Source organism: Blautia sp. XA-2221 (genome assembly GCF_028767025.1).
Taxonomy (GTDB): domain Bacteria; phylum Bacillota; class Clostridia; order Lachnospirales; family Lachnospiraceae; genus Blautia_A.
The window spans coordinates 124,731-141,431 of sequence record NZ_JAJQXX010000003.1; the positions used below are offsets into that span (position 1 = coordinate 124,731).

Genomic DNA, 16,701 nt, shown 5'->3' on the forward strand with positions numbered 1-16,701 from the left:
AGATACACAAGAATAGTCAGGATGATGATTACTGTAAAAATACTCAGCATTCCTTTCCACATAACCTCAAGTGCCTGCATAATAAGCACAGAATTCATAGAGATATCTCCTTTCTCTTACAGAATACTTGCAACAACATTCAGGATAACTCCACCTGCAACAACAGAAGCAATCTGACCGGATACGTTTGTACCTGTGGCCTGCATGATCAGAACATTGCTTGGATCCTCTTTAAGCGCCATTTTCTGAACTACACGGGCTGCCATTGGGAAGGCGGAAATACCTGCGGCACCGATCATAGGATTGATCTTTTCCTTGGAGAAAAGATTCATAAGCTTTGCAAAAAGTACGCCTGCAGCAGTGTCGAAGATAAAGGCTGCAAGACCGATCAGCATAATGAGAAGAGTTTCTTTGTTTACAAAAGTGTCAGCCTTCATACTGAATGCAATGGTAATACCCAGAAGAAGGGATACCAGATTGGACAGTACGTTCTGTGCGGTATCGGAAAGATTATTCAGCACACCGCACTCGCGGAGCAGGTTGCCGAACATCAGGAATCCTACCAGAGAAACGGACATTGGAGCTACAAGGCCGGCGATAAAAGTAACCACGATCGGGAAAATGATCTTTGCTTTTTTGGAAACTGTAGCCGGTTTGTATTCCATATGGATGCAGCGTTCTTTTTTTGTTGTAAGAAGTTTGATCACCATAGGCTGGATGATAGGAACAAGCGCCATGTAGGAATATGCCACCACGGCGATAGGTCCTATGTAATTGGAGCCAAGTACCTGAGATACAAGGATGGAAGTAGGGCCGTCAGCTGCTCCGATGATACCGATAGACGCAGCGTCTTTTAAGTCGAAGCCCAGGAAACATGCAACAACGATTGCGGCAAAAATACCGAACTGTGCGGCTGCTCCAAAAAGAAACAGCTTGGGGTTGGACAGAAGTGGTCCGAAGTCGATCATGGCTCCGATTCCGATAAACAGAAGCAGAGGCATTGCCTCGGAAGCTTCGATACCTACATTGAAGAGCCACTCGATAATACCATTTGTTTCACCGATACCTGCAAGTGTCTGATTCAGAACACCGGAAGCAGGAAGGTTTACAAGAATTGCTCCGAATCCCAGAGGCAGAAGCAGTACCGGTTCCAGATCCTTATTAATGGCAAGCCAGATCAGCACAGCGCCGATCACGTACATAACGATCTGCTGGGGGGTGATAGATGTGATGCCGGAAATTAAAAAATCCATACTGGTTCCTCCTGATTTTTTTCACGGGAAAGTCTGCCTGAAGATTTTCAGTAAAAAAGACCTGTGCTCCTCTTAATGCGGAACACAGGTCTTGTCGTATACCAAAAGCATAAGGTATAGATTAAGCCAGAGCCGGAGGCTCAAGGTGTTGACTTAATCGCACCATACAGTGCTGACTACTCCCCTATATCAAGGATATTGTACAGTATGGAAAAGTTTTTTTCAAGAAATTTTTTGTAATTCTGAAACATACAGGCCAAAATACTGCCACCGAAGGTAAGTTGGAATGCATTTTTTTCGGTTACTGAAAATGAAGTGAACAGTAACTGACATGCTCAGTCATCTGTCAGGATTTTGCTGTTTTTACAATTCTGTAGATCAGAAAACCAAGAAGAAGAATTCCTATACCGGCAATCGCATAGTAAGGAATCGCCGTGTGTTTTTTGGAATAGTTTCTGGCAGCTTCCATATTTTTTTCTCCGGCATCTGTAAGAGTCGTATCTTGTTCCTGTACCGCAGCCATTACCGAAGTTCCTACAGGAGTGTTGCCAAAGTAATACTGACGGGTGTACTGTCCGTTTTCCGGTGTGCTGTCTTTGGTGGTAAGAGAGTCGGCAGCAGTTCCGGCAGGAACATAAACATTGCCGCCGGAAAGCATATTAAAGTCTGTATCTCCAAGAGAAAGCATCTGGAAGTTATCAAAGCCATAATTTAAAAGGCTTCCGGCCTCAGCGGCTGTTGTACCGGATGCGCCCTGGAGTACAACTGCGATCAGGGTTACTCCGTTTTTTTCTGCCCCACATACCAGGGTACTGCCGGAAGCGTTTGTATATCCTTCCCGTCCTCCAAGACAGTTCTGATAATAAGCGGCGTTGGCAGCGCTCATCATGGAGAAATTATTTGTCAGTACACGCTCGCCGCCGGAGATGTTGGTGGGAGATATCGTATAGGAAAGAGTTCCTGCAATGGTGCGGAAAGTTTCGTTTTTCATGGCAGCCTGCATAATAAGAGCCATATCATGAGCTGTTGTGTGCTGATTTTCATCAGAAAGTCCGGTAGGGTTGGTAAAAACCGTATTGGTACAGCCAAGCTCCGCAGCCTTCTGATTCATCATCTGTACAAAACCTTCCACAGATCCTCCGAGATGTTCGGCAACCTGCAGGGCAATGTCATTGGCGGATACAAGCATGATGGCATATAAACATTGCTCCATGGTAAAAACTTCGTCAAGGTTGGCGGAGATATTGGCTCCTCCGTCAGTAACACCGGAAACTCCGGTTGCAGTCATAGTAACCTGATCTGTAAGCTGGCTGTTTTCCAGAGCCAGAAGAGTAGTCATGATCTTTACCGTACTTCCGGGAAAAAGCTGCTGGTCCATATTTTTTGCATAGACAATAGTATTGGTAGATTCTTCCATAACAACTGCGGCTGTGGAAGTGATATCAGCTCCCTGAGGCCAGCCCGGGACAGCATTGGTTGTAATTCCGGGAGCAGCTTCTGCGGCGCTGACCGGTGTTTGAAGCATCAGGGTAAAAGCCATTCCCAGGGCAAAAAGCCCGGCGCATAATTTTTTTATTTTCATAAAGTATACTCCTGTAAAAGGTTCGATAAATAAAGGTAGTGTGCCGCAATATCAGCAACAATTACTCTGCATGCGGCGAAACTGTTACAAAAACTATCATATCCCATTTTTTTATGTAATTCAACACTTTTGTGAGCCTGGAATACCGATACACACGTTCAGCCTTGCAAAACATGGGACAGAATGATAAAATAAACCCGGATTCGATGTAAAAACGATGTAAAATGACAATAAACCGAGGTTTTATATGAATAAAGAAAAAAGTTCAGCCGGCAGGATCCAGTGGGGACGGATGCTAAAAAAACTCAGTCCATACACCATACAAAAGGGATTCCGCTATCTGAAGCATTATGGTCCAAAGGAGTTCTGGATAAGGCTTCACGAAAGATTTGAGCCGGAGGAAGTTCCTTATGGACCGTGGTATGAGGCCTATGTGCCTGATGAAACAGAGCTTGAGAAACAGAGACAGCATCATTTTGAGTACAGTCCTCTGATCAGTGTGGCAGTGCCCGCATATCGTACACCGGAAAAGTTCCTGATCCAGATGATAGAATCTCTGATTGCTCAGACCTATGGAAACTGGGAGCTTTGTATTGCAAATGGAAGCCCTGAGGATACAGCAATGAAAACGGTTCTGGAAAAGTATACAAAAAAAGACAGCCGTATCCGGGTCAGTGAGCTTACAGAAAATAAAGGTATCGCAGGAAACACCAATGCGGCGCTTGAAATGGCGCAGGGAGAATTTGTGGGGCTTCTGGATCATGATGATCTGCTTGCGCCCAATGCACTTTATGAAATTGCCCTGGCTCTTGGACGGGACCGGGCTCTGGATGCAGTTTACACAGATGAGGACAAAGTGACAACGGAACTTGACGAGCATTTTCAGCCTCATCTGAAACCGGATTTTAACCTGGATCTTCTGAGATCCAACAACTATATCTGCCATTTTTTTGTGGTAAGGCGTTCTATTGTACAAAAGATCGGAGGATTCCGTCAGGAATTTGACGGAGCCCAGGATCATGATTTTATCTTCCGATGTATAGAAACTGCGGAAAAGGTAGGACATATTCCGGAGATCCTTTATCACTGGCGTATTCATAAGGCGTCTACCGCAGACAATCCTGCCAGTAAAATGTACGCTTTTGATGCGGGAAAGCGGGCTATAGAAGCTCATCTGAAGCGGACAGGAACAGAAGGAACAGTAAGCCATACGCCGGATCTGGGATTTTTCCGGGTTAAATATCCGGTACAGGGACAGCCGCTTGTTTCTATTATTATCCCAAACAAGGATGAAAAAGAAACACTGAAGGCATGTATTGATTCCATCCGAGAAAAAACAGAGTATCCGAATTATGAGATCATTATCGTGGAAAATAACAGTACCACAGATGAGATTTTTCAGTATTATAAAGAACTGTCGCAGGATCCTCGCATCCGGCTTCTCAGATGGAAAAAAGAATTTAATTATTCTGCTATCAATAATTACGGAGTTCGCCATGCAAATGGAGAATACCTGCTGTTTCTGAATAATGATGTGACTGTGATCACACCAGGCTGGATCAGAGAGCTTCTGGGTGTTTGTCAGCGTCCTGAAGTGGGAGCGGCAGGTGTCAAGCTGATCTATCCGGACGATACCATTCAGCATGCGGGCTGTGTGATCGGACTTGGAGGAATCGCAGGCCATATGTTTGTGGATATGCCGGCAAACAGGACCGGATATCTTCATAAGGCGTCGATTCTTCAGGATATGAGCGCAGTGACAGCGGCCTGTATGATGATGAAGAGGGCAGTCTTTGAGGAGGCAGGCGGATTTACCGAAAAGCTGTCTGTAGCATTTAATGATGTAGATCTGTGTCTGAAGGTTCGAAAGAATCATAAGCTGATCGTCTATGATCCATATGTACAGCTTTATCATATGGAATCAAAAACACGGGGAGCAGAGGACAATAAAGAGAAGGTACGCCGTTTCCAGGAGGAAATTGAGTATATGCGGTGTCAGTGGATCGATATTCTGAAAAAGGGAGACCCTTATTATAATAAGAACCTTTCTCTTACAAAATGGAATTACTCTCTTCGCCCTCTCCCGGGAATGACGAAGAAGCAATAAGGAGGGCTTATGGAAGTATCGGTAATCATACCGAATTATAACGGGATTGCGTTTCTGGACAGTGTACTTGGAAGTCTGGAAGGGCAGACCGCAAAAAATTTTGAGGTTATTTTTGTAGACAATGGCTCCACAGACGGAAGCTGCTCTTTTGTGGCAGGAAATTACTCCTGGGTCCATATCATTGAGCTTCCTGAAAATTATGGCTTCTGCAGAGCTGTGAATGAGGGGATCCGCGCTGCAAAAGCTCCTTATGTTCTGCTTCTTAACAACGATACAGAAGTGGCAGAGGATTTTGTGGAACAGATGCTCAGCGCCATACGAAGACATAAAAATGCGTTTTCCTGCGCAGCCAGAATGGTTCAGTATCATGACAGGGACAGGCTGGATGATGCGGGAAATTATTACTGCGCTTTGGGGTGGTCTTATGCCAGGGGCAAAGGAAAAGATATCCACACCTACGAAAAAGAAGAACAGATTTTTGCCGCCTGCGGCGGAGCAGCCATTTACCGAAAAAAAATACTGGAAAAGATCGGGTATTTTGATGAGGAACATTTTGCGTATCTGGAGGATACGGATATTGGGTACAGAGCCAGGATTTATGGTTATGAAAATTGGTATGCGCCAGAGGCTCTTGTTTATCATGTGGGAAGCGGTACAAGCGGATCCCGGTACAACCAGTTTAAGACAAGATATTCTTCCAGAAACAACATATATCTGATCTATAAAAATATGCCCTTGATCCAGATCATTCTGAACCTTCCGTTTTTGATTCTCGGTTTTGGAACAAAGCTTTTGTTTTTTACGGTAAAAGGAATGGGAAAAGAATATCTGGCAGGGATCAAAAACGGGTTCAGTATCAGCAGACAGGGGAAAAAAGTGAAATTTTCTATGAAGAACCTGCCTCATTACGCAAGAATCCAGATAGAGCTGTGGATTAATATGTTCCGCAGACTGGCGGCGTAAAGTGTTTATTACAGAGTTTTACTGAAATTTTATAAAATAAACCCTAAGAAAACATTGATTTTGAAGAACAACTATTATAATATAGACAAAATGGATTGAGGTGTCAGAGATTGATTCAGGATAATCAGAAGAATTTCAGCCGCCTTCAGATGCTGATAGATGTAATTGTACTGGCAGTTTCCTATATAAGCGCATGGCTTCTGCGTTTTATGGGGCCTTTTGCCTATTCGGCAGAAAAGGGACTGAGTTTTGAACAGTACATGTTGGCTCTGATTTTCATTATACCGGGCTATCTGTTACTGTATCAGGCATTTACTCTTTATGAGCCTCTTCATATGCAGGGGCGCAGGCTGATGCTTGCCAATATTATTAAGGCAAACGTGCTGGGAATGCTTGCTTTTGTATTCCTTTTATATATGCTGAAAGAGAGCGATTTTTCCCGACTGACAGTATATATTTTCTGCGTGATCAATATTTTGCTGGAATGGGGCGTCCGTATGCTTATCTTTGCTGTTGTGAGAGATATGCGAAAAAAGGGGCTGAACCAGAAACAGATCATACTGGTTGGATACAGCCGGGCAGCAGAGGAATATATTGATAGGATCGAGGCGAATCCTCAATGGGGATATATTGTCAGAGGAATTCTGGATGACAATGTTCCGGCAGGCACTGTGTATAAAGGAATCAAGGTGATTGGTAGAATTGCCAATCTGACAGTGATCCTTCCTGCAAACAGGCTTGATGAGATCGCGATCACTCTTGGATTAAGTGAATATTACCGTCTGGAAGAAATTGTTGCCATGTGTGAGAAGTCAGGCGTGCATACAAAATTTATTCCGGATTACAATAAGATTATTCCTACAAAACCATATACAGAAGACATTCTGGGACTTCCGGTGATCAATATCCGCTATGTGCCGTTGAGTAATACCTTTAATGCCATGGTGAAGCGTGTAATGGATATTCTGGGTTCTATTGCCGCGATCATTGTATCTTCTCCTGTTATGCTTCTTATGTGTGTTCTGATAAAAGCAACTTCTCCCGGTCCGCTGATCTACAAGCAGGAGCGGGTAGGACTTCACAATAAAACTTTCTGGATGTACAAATTCCGTTCCATGGAAATACAGCCGGAATCAGAAGAAAAAAAAGCATGGACCGTCAAAAATGATCCCCGCGTAACGGGAATCGGAAAGTTTATGCGCAGAACGAGTATTGACGAGCTTCCTCAGCTCTTTAATATTCTGAAAGGGGATATGAGCCTGGTGGGACCAAGACCGGAGCGCCCTTTCTTTGTAGAAAAATTTCGGGAAGAGATTCCAAGATATATGGTAAAACATCAGGTTCGTCCCGGCCTGACCGGATGGGCTCAGGTAAATGGATACCGGGGAGATACATCCATCAGGAAACGTATTGATTGTGACCTTTATTATATTGAAAACTGGAGCATTGGTTTTGATATCAAAATATTGTTCCTGACAATTTTTAAGGGTTTCATTAATAAAAATGCATATTAAAAAGATAAGGGGAAAGAAGATGGCAAAACCAAGGTCAAAAACAAAAAAGATACTGTTTGCGGTTGAGATCATTGTGCTGCTTCTGTTTATCGGAGGTCTGTATGTTTACGGACAGCTCAATGCCAGACTTGACAAGATTGACAAGCCCAGGACAGAAAATGCACAGCCGATAGAAGTGAACCAGGAAGTACAGGATTCTATTAATGCAGAAGAATCCAAGCTGACAGGTTATACCACCTATGCGCTGTTCGGTATTGACCACAGAGACAAAAGCGCTACCGGCGGCATGAACAGCGATACCATGATCATTGCAAGTGTGAATAATGACACAAAGGATGTAAGACTTGCCTCTGTGTACAGAGATACGCTTCTCAATGTGTATGACGATACTTATTCCAAGGCAAATGCGGCCTATGCGAGAAGCCCGGAAGCTGCAGTTAATATGCTGAACAGAAACATGGATCTGAATATCACAGATTATGCAACTGTAAATTTTTCAGCTCTCACAGAGATTGTTGACGCGCTGGGCGGTCTTGACATAGATATGTCCTATGCGGAAATCGTACACATGAACAGCTATTGTGAGGAAACTTCCAAGGAAACAGGAAAGCCTTTTGAGCCGGTTCCGCTTCCGGAAAGACCTGAGGACATTGAAAAGATTGATTACCGTTTTCACCTGAACGGTGTGCAGGTAACTTCCTACTGTCGTATCCGTTACACGGCAAGCCTTGATATGGGACGTACAGAGAGACAGCGAAAAGTTATCCAGCTGATCGTCCAGAAGGCGAAAAAGGCAGGACTTCCTACGATCTTTAAGATTATGGATGCTGTATTCCCGATGGTATCCACATCCATGGATAAAACAGAAATCCTTCAGCTTTTGCCAACAGTGATCGGATACAGCCTGAATGAGACAACCGGATTCCCGTCAAGCATTAAGTTTTCCAATGTAAAAGGAAGCGTTATTGTTCCTACAAAGGAAGGTACTTCAGAGGCTGATCTGGTGTCCAATGTAATTGCACTTCATAAATTCCTTTATGGAGACGAGTCATATACACCATCCAGCACAGTTCAGGAGATCAGTGCGAAGATTGCTGAGATCGTCAGCGGACTTGGAGAACTGGAGGATGTACAGAAAGTTACTCCGGAAGATGAGAATGCAGGCATCAGTTTTGAAAATGATGGTTCCGGATGGATTGATAACAGCACAGACTGGGTTGATCCGAATGCCGGAGATGTTGGCGGTGGAGATACCGGAGGCGGAGACGTCGGCGGTGAAGATACCGGAGGCGGAGACGTTGGCGGTGGAGATACCGGAGGCGGAGACGTCGGCGGTGAAGACATCGGAGGCGGAGACGTTGGCGGTGGAGATACCGGAGGCGGAGACGTCGGCGGTGGAGATACCGGAGGCGGAGACGTTGGCGGTGAAGACATCGGAGGCGGAGACGTTGGCGGTGGAGACATCGGAGGCGGAGACGTTGGCGGTGGAGATATCGGAGGCGGAGACGTTAGCGGTGGAGATACCGAAGACGGTTTCGTAGATGAAGGAACCGGAGAAGCCATATAATCAAAGTCATAAGGAAAGGGAATTTCTTTAAAAAGAAATTCCCTTTTTGCCAGTTTGGGACAGAGGATAACCAGAAAGAGAGAAAAACATGAAAACTGAAAAAATTGATGTAATTATTCCGGCATATCATCCGGGCAAAGAATTTGCAGATCTTCTTGAATGTCTGGAACAGCAGTCCTGTCCTGTCAGCAGGATTATTGTTATGAATACAGAGGAGCAGTTCTGGGATGCCAGATGGGAAAAAGACCACCCCTGCCTTGAAGTTCATCATTTAAAAAAAGAAAATTTTGACCATGGGGGAACCAGAAAACAGGCGGCAGAGCTTTCTGATGGAGAGATTATGATTTTTATGACACAGGATGCAATGCCTTCTGATAAAGATACTGTCAGAGAACTGGTAAAGGCTCTGAACAGGCAGGAAAATATCGGGGCTGCATATGCCCGTCAGCTGCCAAATCCTTCCTGCAGTTTTGTGGAAGCATATACAAGATCTTTTAACTATCCGGAGGATTCGGCAGTAAAAACAAAAAAAGATCTTCCTGTTCTGGGAATTAAAACTTTTTTCTGCTCCAATGTATGTGCTGCCTACAAAAAAGATATTTACAAAAAACTGGGAGGTTTTGTAGAAAAGACGATTTTTAATGAGGACATGATTTATGCGGCAGGTCTTATTCAGGCCGGATATGGAATCGCATATGCTGCGGATGCAAAAGTTGTTCACTCTCATAATTATTCCTGCAGCCAGCAGTTTCACAGGAATTTTGATCTGGGAGTTTCCCAGGCGCAGTATCCGGAAATTTTTGAGGGAGTTCCTTCAGAGGGAGAGGGAATACGACTGGTAAAAAAGACGCTTTCATATCTTGTAAAACAGGGAAAATGGTATTTGATCCCCGGATTTATTATGCAGAGCGGGTGCAAATATGCGGGATATTTTATGGGAAAGCGATATAAAAAGTTATCAAAAAAAATGGTTCTCCGGTGTACTATGAATCAGACATACTGGAATGAATCCAGATAATAAGAGAATTTTGGGGAACACTGTTTTTTAAAGCTATTATCACATTTTGAACACAATTCCCTGATACACTTGTGTCATAACAATAAGAAAGTGGTGAAGGGAGGGAAGTAAGCCCATGGATTATGAAAAGGACCAGGACATTAGTGATTCCGGTACACATGAGATACAAAGCAGTGAGCCGCCCCGGTACGAACATTATCAGATGCATCGGAACAGCGGCAGAATGGAGCAGAAATCTCCTGTAAAGCCCAGCAGGAAAAATAAACCGGGAAAGAAAATCGCAGGAACCATAGCTCTGGCAGTGGTGTTCGGAGTAACCGCCAGCGCAGTGTTTCAGTGTTCCAATACAGTTGCAGAAAAGTATTTCAAAAAAGAAGAATCTGTTCAGCTTTTTTCTGACAGCGAAGAACAGACAAGCCAGACAACAGCTCCGGCAGGAGAAGCTTCCGGAGGGACAGGGAGCGTGTCAGAGGTAGCAGGATCGGCAATGCCGGAAGTTGTTGCCATTACTTCGGTAAGTGTTCAGGAGATTCCCAGTTTTTTTGGCATTTACGGGTTTAGTCCTTATGGTACGGTAGAGCAGTTTTCCAGTGAAAGCAGTGGTTCAGGAATCATTGTAGGTGAAAATGAGGATGAACTTCTGATCGCAACCAATAATCATGTGGTAGAGGGAGCCACTACGCTGAGTGTCTGCTTTATTGGCAATGATGTGTCAAATGCAGAGGAAGAAACCAGAGATCTGGCAAGCGGAGACATTAATGTGAAGGACGCAGTCAGCGCCAAGATCAAGGGGACGGACAAGGGAAACGACCTTGCAGTAGTAGCAGTTCAGAAGTCGGATATTCCGAAGGATACCCGTTCGGAAATTAAAGTTGCCAAGATCGGCAATTCAGATGGACTTCAGGTAGGAGAGCAGGTAGTTGCCATTGGAAATGCTCTTGGATACGGGCAATCAGTTACCTCGGGGTGGGTCAGCGCTCTGGATCGGAGCATTTCCAGTGAAGATGGAACGACCACAACAGGACTGATACAGACAGATGCGGCGATCAATCCCGGAAACAGTGGAGGCGCTCTTTTGAATATGAAGGGAGAGCTGATAGGAATTAATTCTGCCAAATATGCGGCGGATGCCGTAGAAGGAATGGGGTATGCAATTCCCATATCAACAGCCCAGCCGATTCTGGAAAAGCTTATGAACCGTCAGACAAGAGATAAGCTTGAATCTTCAGAATCAGGTTATCTGGGGATCAGTGGAGGCGATCTGACAACAGAAGCTGTACAGATGTTTGGAGTTCCGGCGGGAGCTTTTGTTCGGGAAGTGAATGAAGGTGACGCAGCGGAGAGAGCAGGTCTGCAGAGAGGCGATGTGATCATGGAAATGGACGGTCAGCCGGTAACGGGAAGTGACGATCTGGCAGAAAAGCTTTCCTATTATGCGGCAGGTGAAACCGTGGAAATGGTCATTGCAAGGGCTGTCAATGGAGAGTATGTGGAACAGACCATGAAAGTGACTTTAGATGCCAGACCTCCTTCCGGATATTGACTGGAATTTTTATAAAAACTTTAGTTTACAGGTGCAGAGGTTATGATATAATGGACGCATAGGCGGCAGATACCTGGAGAAACAGGGCTGACCACCTGTGCGTTTTGTATTATGACAGAACGGAAAGGAGTTCATATGACAGATAAATACGAAGATGAGATAATTCAGGAAGAGGATCATGAGAATAAAGACGAGGATAGACATGGACCGGAGAAATTCTGTTCCCTTTGCCGAAGATCTGAGCGGCAGGCGGGCAGACTGATCGATCTTCCGAATAATATACATATCTGCTCAGACTGTATGCAGAGAAGCTTTGACACCATGAATCAGCAGATGAGCAGTGGAAAGTTTAATTATAACGATATTTTTAATATGCCCGGTGTAAGCATGGTTGATCTGGGAAGTTTTCAGAACCAGATGTCACAGCAGCAGAGCGCGCCAAAGAAGAAAAAAGAGGAGAAACATAAGCCGGTTCTGGATCTGAAGAAGATTCCGGCTCCTCATAAGATCAAAGCTGCGCTGGATGAATATGTGATCGGGCAGGATTATGCAAAAAAGGTAATGTCAGTTGCAGTTTATAATCATTATAAGCGTGTGGCAACAGACACCATGGATGAAATCGAAATCGAAAAATCCAATATGCTGATGATCGGACCGACAGGAAGTGGAAAAACTTATCTTGTAAAAACTCTTGCCAGACTTCTGGATGTACCGCTTGCCATTGCAGACGCTACCTCTCTTACAGAGGCAGGCTACATTGGCGATGATATTGAAAGTGTGGTATCCAAGCTTCTTGCTGCTGCAGATAATGACGTAGAAAAAGCAGAGCATGGTATTATTTTTATTGACGAGATTGATAAGATCGCCAAAAAGAAAAATACCAATCAGAGAGATGTAAGCGGCGAGGCGGTTCAGCAGGGAATGTTGAAGCTTCTGGAAGGCAGTGAAGTGGAAGTGCCGATAGGGGCGAACAGTAAGAATGCAATGGTTCCCCTGACAACTGTGAATACAAGAAATATTCTGTTTATCTGTGGAGGCGCTTTCCCGGATCTGGAAAACATTATCAAAGAACGCCTGAACAGACAGGCGTCTATCGGATTTTATGCTGATCTGAAAGACAAGTATGACAATGATCCCCATCTTCTGGAAAAAGTTACCGTAGATGATATCAAAAGCTTTGGTATGATTCCGGAGTTTATTGGACGTCTGCCGATCATCTTTACTTTGGACGGACTTTCTGAGGATATGCTTGTGAAGATACTCATGGAGCCGAAAAATGCTATTCTGAAACAGTATCAGAAGCTTCTTGCACTGGACGAGGTAAAGCTGGAATTTGACGAGGGTGCTCTTCATGCGATTGCGGCAAAAGCCATGGAGAAAAAGACAGGAGCCAGAGCACTGAGGGCAATTCTGGAAGAATACATGCTTGATATTATGTATGAAATTCCAAAAGATGACAATATTGGACAGGTTGTGATCACCAGAGAATATATTGAAGGAAACGGCGGACCGAAGATCCTTCTGAGAGGGCAGGAAATCCCGCTTCTGGAAACAGCTCAGTAAACGGTGACCGGAAAGGAGAAACGGTTATGGCAAAGGATTTTTTTGAAGAAATTGGAGATGCAATCACAAAAACTGCCAGAGAAATCAGTGGACGAGCAGAGGTTCTGTACGGAACTCAGAAACTGAAAAATAAAATTTCCGGCGAGGAAAAGCAGATTCAGAAGATCATGGAAGAACTGGGTAAGGTTCTTTACAGGAGATATCGGGAAGGCGTACCGCTGGATGACCTTCAGCAAAGACTCTGCGAGCAGATTGATCAGAGAATGACAAAGATTGAGCAGTATAAAGAAGAAATGGCAGGAGTCAGATCAAAGAAGGTGTGTCCGTCCTGCGGAACAGTCGTAGATCAGGATTCTGCATTTTGCCATCACTGTGGAGCAGCCTGTACAACAAAAGAAAAGGGAGAGATTGCAGGCAGTGTTATTGATGGAAAGATAAAGGAAGCTGCAAAACAGGAAGAAGCTCCGGCATGGAAGGTTACTACAGATACAGCAGAACCGGAAGAAACGAATACAGTGGAGCAGGCAGAGGCGGTTTCAGAAGAATCTGCGGAAAAGCCGGAAACAGATACAGTAGAACCGGAAGAAACAGAAGAGGAAATTCTGACGCCGGAAACAGCAGAAAAACAGCCGGAAACTGAAGTGTCGGGTGAACAGCCGGAAACAGCAGAAGAGCTTTCCTCTGAAGCTCAGAACGAACAGTCGGAATCCGTACAAACAGAGGAAGCATTAAAAGAAAAATCAGGAACAGATAAAATATCTGAAATTCCGGAGGAACCGTCAGAGCAGTAAGTTTTACTGGAAGCCGTGTATCATGAAACAGAAAATTCCGGCTATACAGCGAATATGACAGTGTAAGATCAAAGATTTTGAGGGGAAAATTAATGAAAACCAGATTTCTGGCAGCGATAGACAGAAAGCGAAAAAGTCCGTGGTTTGCCCTGGGAGTAAACCTTATGGTCATGCTGGCGATGGCATGTGTTATGCGCCCGTCTTTTGAAACAAATGATGATATTGTTTTTGCCGAGTTTGGAAGTGGACTGCGGGGAGTGAAAACTCCCCGTCTTGTATTTCAGAACTACATTCTCGGACTTGTATACCGTTTTCTTTATCAGGTTACAGGCAGACTGCCCTGGTATACGATTGTGCAGTATGCTGTGCTTGTGGCAGCCTTCAGCGCAGTGACCTATGTGTTTATGAACCGGATGAAAGGCTATTGGGGCTTATATCTGTCCCTGATTCTTCTGTGGGTGTTCGGCTACGAAAGCTATATTCATATCCAGTTTACCAAAACAGCAGGAATAGCGGCGGCGGCAGCTGTGCTGCTTCTTTTTCATGTGGTGACTTCTGAAAAATTCTGTATCTGGGAGGCTGCGGCGGGTATTCTTCTGGGCATGACAGGATTTATGTACAGAGAGGATCAGTTTTTTGCCAGCAGCGCGCTGATGGCAGGTATAGGTATTTATTTTGTTTTCACGCTTAAAAAACGCTTTTCGGGAAAAGAGTGGAAGAGATTCGGTCTGTGTGCAGGTACATTTGGAATGTTGCTTCTGACTGTGGCTGCTGTGGATTGTGCAGACAGCCTGATGTACAGGGAACCTCAGTGGCAGGAGTATCAGAAGTTTAATAACCTTAGATCAGAGCTTCTGGATTATGGATTTCCGGATTATGAGTCCAATAAATCTTTATATCAGGAACTGGGAATTTCCAGAGAAGCATATGAGCTTTACAGAACCTGGAATTTTAATGATCCGGAAAAATTTACCACAGAGGTTATGGAAAAACTGGCGGAGCAGAAACCGGAAAAGGTACTCTCCGGAAACGTAATCCATTCTTTTGTAAAGCGTTTTCCTGGTGATGTGATCCGGCAGAAAGCATTCTGGGTTGTTCTATTGTTTTTTGTGTTGTGGCTGCTTTTGGCAAAAAAGGGATATGCTGCGTGGCTTGGCCTTGCCGGAGAAATCCTTATGCTGGGAGGACTGAATTTTTATCTTTATTTTCAGGGAAGATACCTGGTGAACAGAGTAGATGTTGGTCTTTGGTTCAGCGTATGCCTGACAATGGCATGGATACTGGCAGACACTGTAAAAGAGCAGGGGGAAACAAATGAATTTTCAAAAGGGAAATCTGCTTTGTCATCTGTCCGGATGATTTTTGAGGATAAGATTTCCGGGAAATGGGGACTTGTCCTATGTATTGCAGCGCTTCTGTTCTGCCAGAGCTTCTGGTATGGCGACTGGAGAATGACCACCGGAGAGATTCCAAAAGCGCGGGTAAGCCAGCGGGCAGTGCTGGAAACTATCGGAACAGACAAAGAGCATGTGTATCTTGCAAAAAGCGGTACGGTATCAGAGATTGTATGTTACGGTCCTTTTGACCCTATGCCGGAAAATCTTCTTGATAATCTGTACTGGTTCAGTGGATGGGAATGTAGAACTCCGGGGATTGTAAAGGAAATGCAGGAGCATGGGATCACAAATCCATATAAAGATATGATTGGAAATGAAAAAGTTTATCTGATTGATGATAATATCCAGCTGACTTTGGATTACATCAGGCAGAACTATGATAAAAATGCGGAAGTAGTATTTGTGAGAACGCTGGGAAATGTGGATTTATATCAGATCCAGGGCAGCGTCCGGGAATAAAATCCCTGTAAAACCAGCAAAAAAGCAGGCTTTTGCATGGAATTGAAAAAATTTCGCGAATTTTTAAAAAAAATTGAAAAAACCTATTGACTTTTATTAGAACATGAGGTATTATAATTAAGCAGTCGCGAGAGAGCGGCTGATAAATAAGAAATGCAGGAGTGGCGGAATTGGCAGACGCGCAGGCTTCAGGTGCCTGTGGTCGCAAGATCGTGTGGGTTCAAGTCCCATCTCCTGCATTATTTTTTTGAAAACACGGGATGTTCTGTAAGGAGAAGACATCTTGTGTAAAAAGAATTTTTTATTGGATAAGTTTTGTGAGAGTAATAAACGTCATCAAATGGATTTTGTTTCCATTTATGGCGTTTTTTTGTTGTGTGTAATGTGTAAAGAAAGTATACTTGGATAAAAGCTCTGTTTTGAGATGATGTAAAAGGATTTTGACAGGAAAAATAAGCCTTGTCAAAAGTATTTGATAGACATTTGATCTTGGATCTATAATAATGGGCACCGAAAGGAGCAATACGAAAATGGAAATAGGTAAAAAACTGAAAAATGCAAGAGTTCAGTCCGGGATGACACAGGAAAATGTTGCAGAAAAAATTAATGTATCAAGGCAGACAATTTCAAATTGGGAAAATGAAAAATCCTATCCGGACATTATCAGCGTGATAGCGTTGAGTGATCTATATTCTATAAGCCTTGACGTATTGTTGAAGGGTGATGAAAAAATGATAGAGCATTTAGAAGAAAGCACAAATGTTGTAAAAAGTAATCAGAAAATGACAGGCGCTGTTATTGCTAATGTCATTATTGTAGCGTTGCTGATAACATTAAATATGTTTATTCCGAATAACCGTTATTTTCTGGTGGGAATATTTTGTCTTATGGTTATCAGTTCATCAGTATTGCTATATCAGATTATAAAAAGATTTTAGGAAAGG

At 43.9% G+C, this 16,701-nt stretch carries 12 protein-coding genes and 1 tRNA gene; 11 read left to right on the forward strand and 2 right to left on the reverse strand.

All coding sequences use genetic code 11. From position 1 onward, the window contains the following. Positions 1 to 116: 116 nt before the first annotated feature. Positions 117 to 1,253: a sodium ion-translocating decarboxylase subunit beta gene (locus LU279_RS03915; RefSeq protein ID WP_022067715.1), complete on the reverse strand. Its 1,137-nt coding sequence runs from the start codon at positions 1,251 to 1,253 to the stop codon at positions 117 to 119. A 346-nt stretch (positions 1,254 to 1,599) separates the two neighbouring features. Further along, positions 1,600 to 2,835 (reverse strand): D-alanyl-D-alanine carboxypeptidase family protein, encoded by a 1,236-nt coding sequence (locus LU279_RS03920; protein WP_274421262.1) that lies wholly within the window; start codon positions 2,833 to 2,835, stop codon positions 1,600 to 1,602. A gap of 247 nt (positions 2,836 to 3,082) precedes the next feature. Between LU279_RS03920 and LU279_RS03925 the strand changes: the two genes are divergently transcribed. The 11 genes from LU279_RS03925 (at position 3,083) to LU279_RS03975 (ending at position 16,695) form a co-directional block, all read left to right on the forward strand. Then, positions 3,083 to 4,942: a glycosyltransferase family 2 protein gene (locus LU279_RS03925; protein ID WP_274421263.1), complete on the forward strand. Its 1,860-nt coding sequence runs from the start codon at positions 3,083 to 3,085 to the stop codon at positions 4,940 to 4,942. Between the two features lie 9 nt (positions 4,943 to 4,951). Then, a complete protein-coding gene (locus LU279_RS03930) occupies positions 4,952 to 5,905 on the forward strand; it encodes a glycosyltransferase family 2 protein (protein WP_274421264.1) in 954 nt (317 codons plus the stop codon). Positions 5,906 to 6,015: 110 nt separating this feature from the next. Next, positions 6,016 to 7,419, forward strand: a complete 1,404-nt coding sequence (locus LU279_RS03935) for an undecaprenyl-phosphate glucose phosphotransferase (RefSeq protein ID WP_274421265.1) — start codon at positions 6,016 to 6,018, stop codon at positions 7,417 to 7,419. Between the two features lie 19 nt (positions 7,420 to 7,438). Continuing rightward, positions 7,439 to 8,986 carry an LCP family protein gene (locus LU279_RS03940; protein ID WP_274421266.1) on the forward strand — a complete coding sequence of 516 codons (1,548 nt, stop codon included), beginning with the start codon at positions 7,439 to 7,441 and terminating at the stop codon, positions 8,984 to 8,986. An 88-nt stretch (positions 8,987 to 9,074) separates the two neighbouring features. Next, the gene (locus LU279_RS03945) at positions 9,075 to 10,004 is read left to right on the forward strand and encodes a glycosyltransferase family 2 protein (protein WP_274421267.1); all 930 of its coding nucleotides are present in this window, start codon (positions 9,075 to 9,077) and stop codon (positions 10,002 to 10,004) included. Between the two features lie 115 nt (positions 10,005 to 10,119). Then, positions 10,120 to 11,547 carry a S1C family serine protease gene (locus tag LU279_RS03950; RefSeq protein ID WP_274421268.1) on the forward strand — a complete coding sequence of 476 codons (1,428 nt, stop codon included), beginning with the start codon at positions 10,120 to 10,122 and terminating at the stop codon, positions 11,545 to 11,547. Positions 11,548 to 11,682: 135 nt separating this feature from the next. Beyond that, positions 11,683 to 13,110, forward strand: coding sequence for an ATP-dependent Clp protease ATP-binding subunit ClpX (gene clpX / locus LU279_RS03955; protein ID WP_274421269.1), 1,428 nt, complete (start codon positions 11,683 to 11,685; stop codon positions 13,108 to 13,110). 26 nt (positions 13,111 to 13,136) lie between these two features. After that, positions 13,137 to 13,901: a zinc ribbon domain-containing protein gene (locus tag LU279_RS03960; protein WP_274421270.1), complete on the forward strand. Its 765-nt coding sequence runs from the start codon at positions 13,137 to 13,139 to the stop codon at positions 13,899 to 13,901. A gap of 92 nt (positions 13,902 to 13,993) precedes the next feature. Beyond that, on the forward strand, positions 13,994 to 15,757 hold the full coding sequence (locus LU279_RS03965) for a hypothetical protein (protein WP_274421271.1): 1,764 nt from the start codon (positions 13,994 to 13,996) through the stop codon (positions 15,755 to 15,757). A gap of 155 nt (positions 15,758 to 15,912) precedes the next feature. Beyond that, positions 15,913 to 15,996 (forward strand) — tRNA-Leu (locus LU279_RS03970). Between the two features lie 291 nt (positions 15,997 to 16,287). Then, on the forward strand, positions 16,288 to 16,695 hold the full coding sequence (locus tag LU279_RS03975; RefSeq protein ID WP_274421272.1) for a helix-turn-helix domain-containing protein: 408 nt from the start codon (positions 16,288 to 16,290) through the stop codon (positions 16,693 to 16,695). Positions 16,696 to 16,701: the final 6 nt, after the last annotated feature.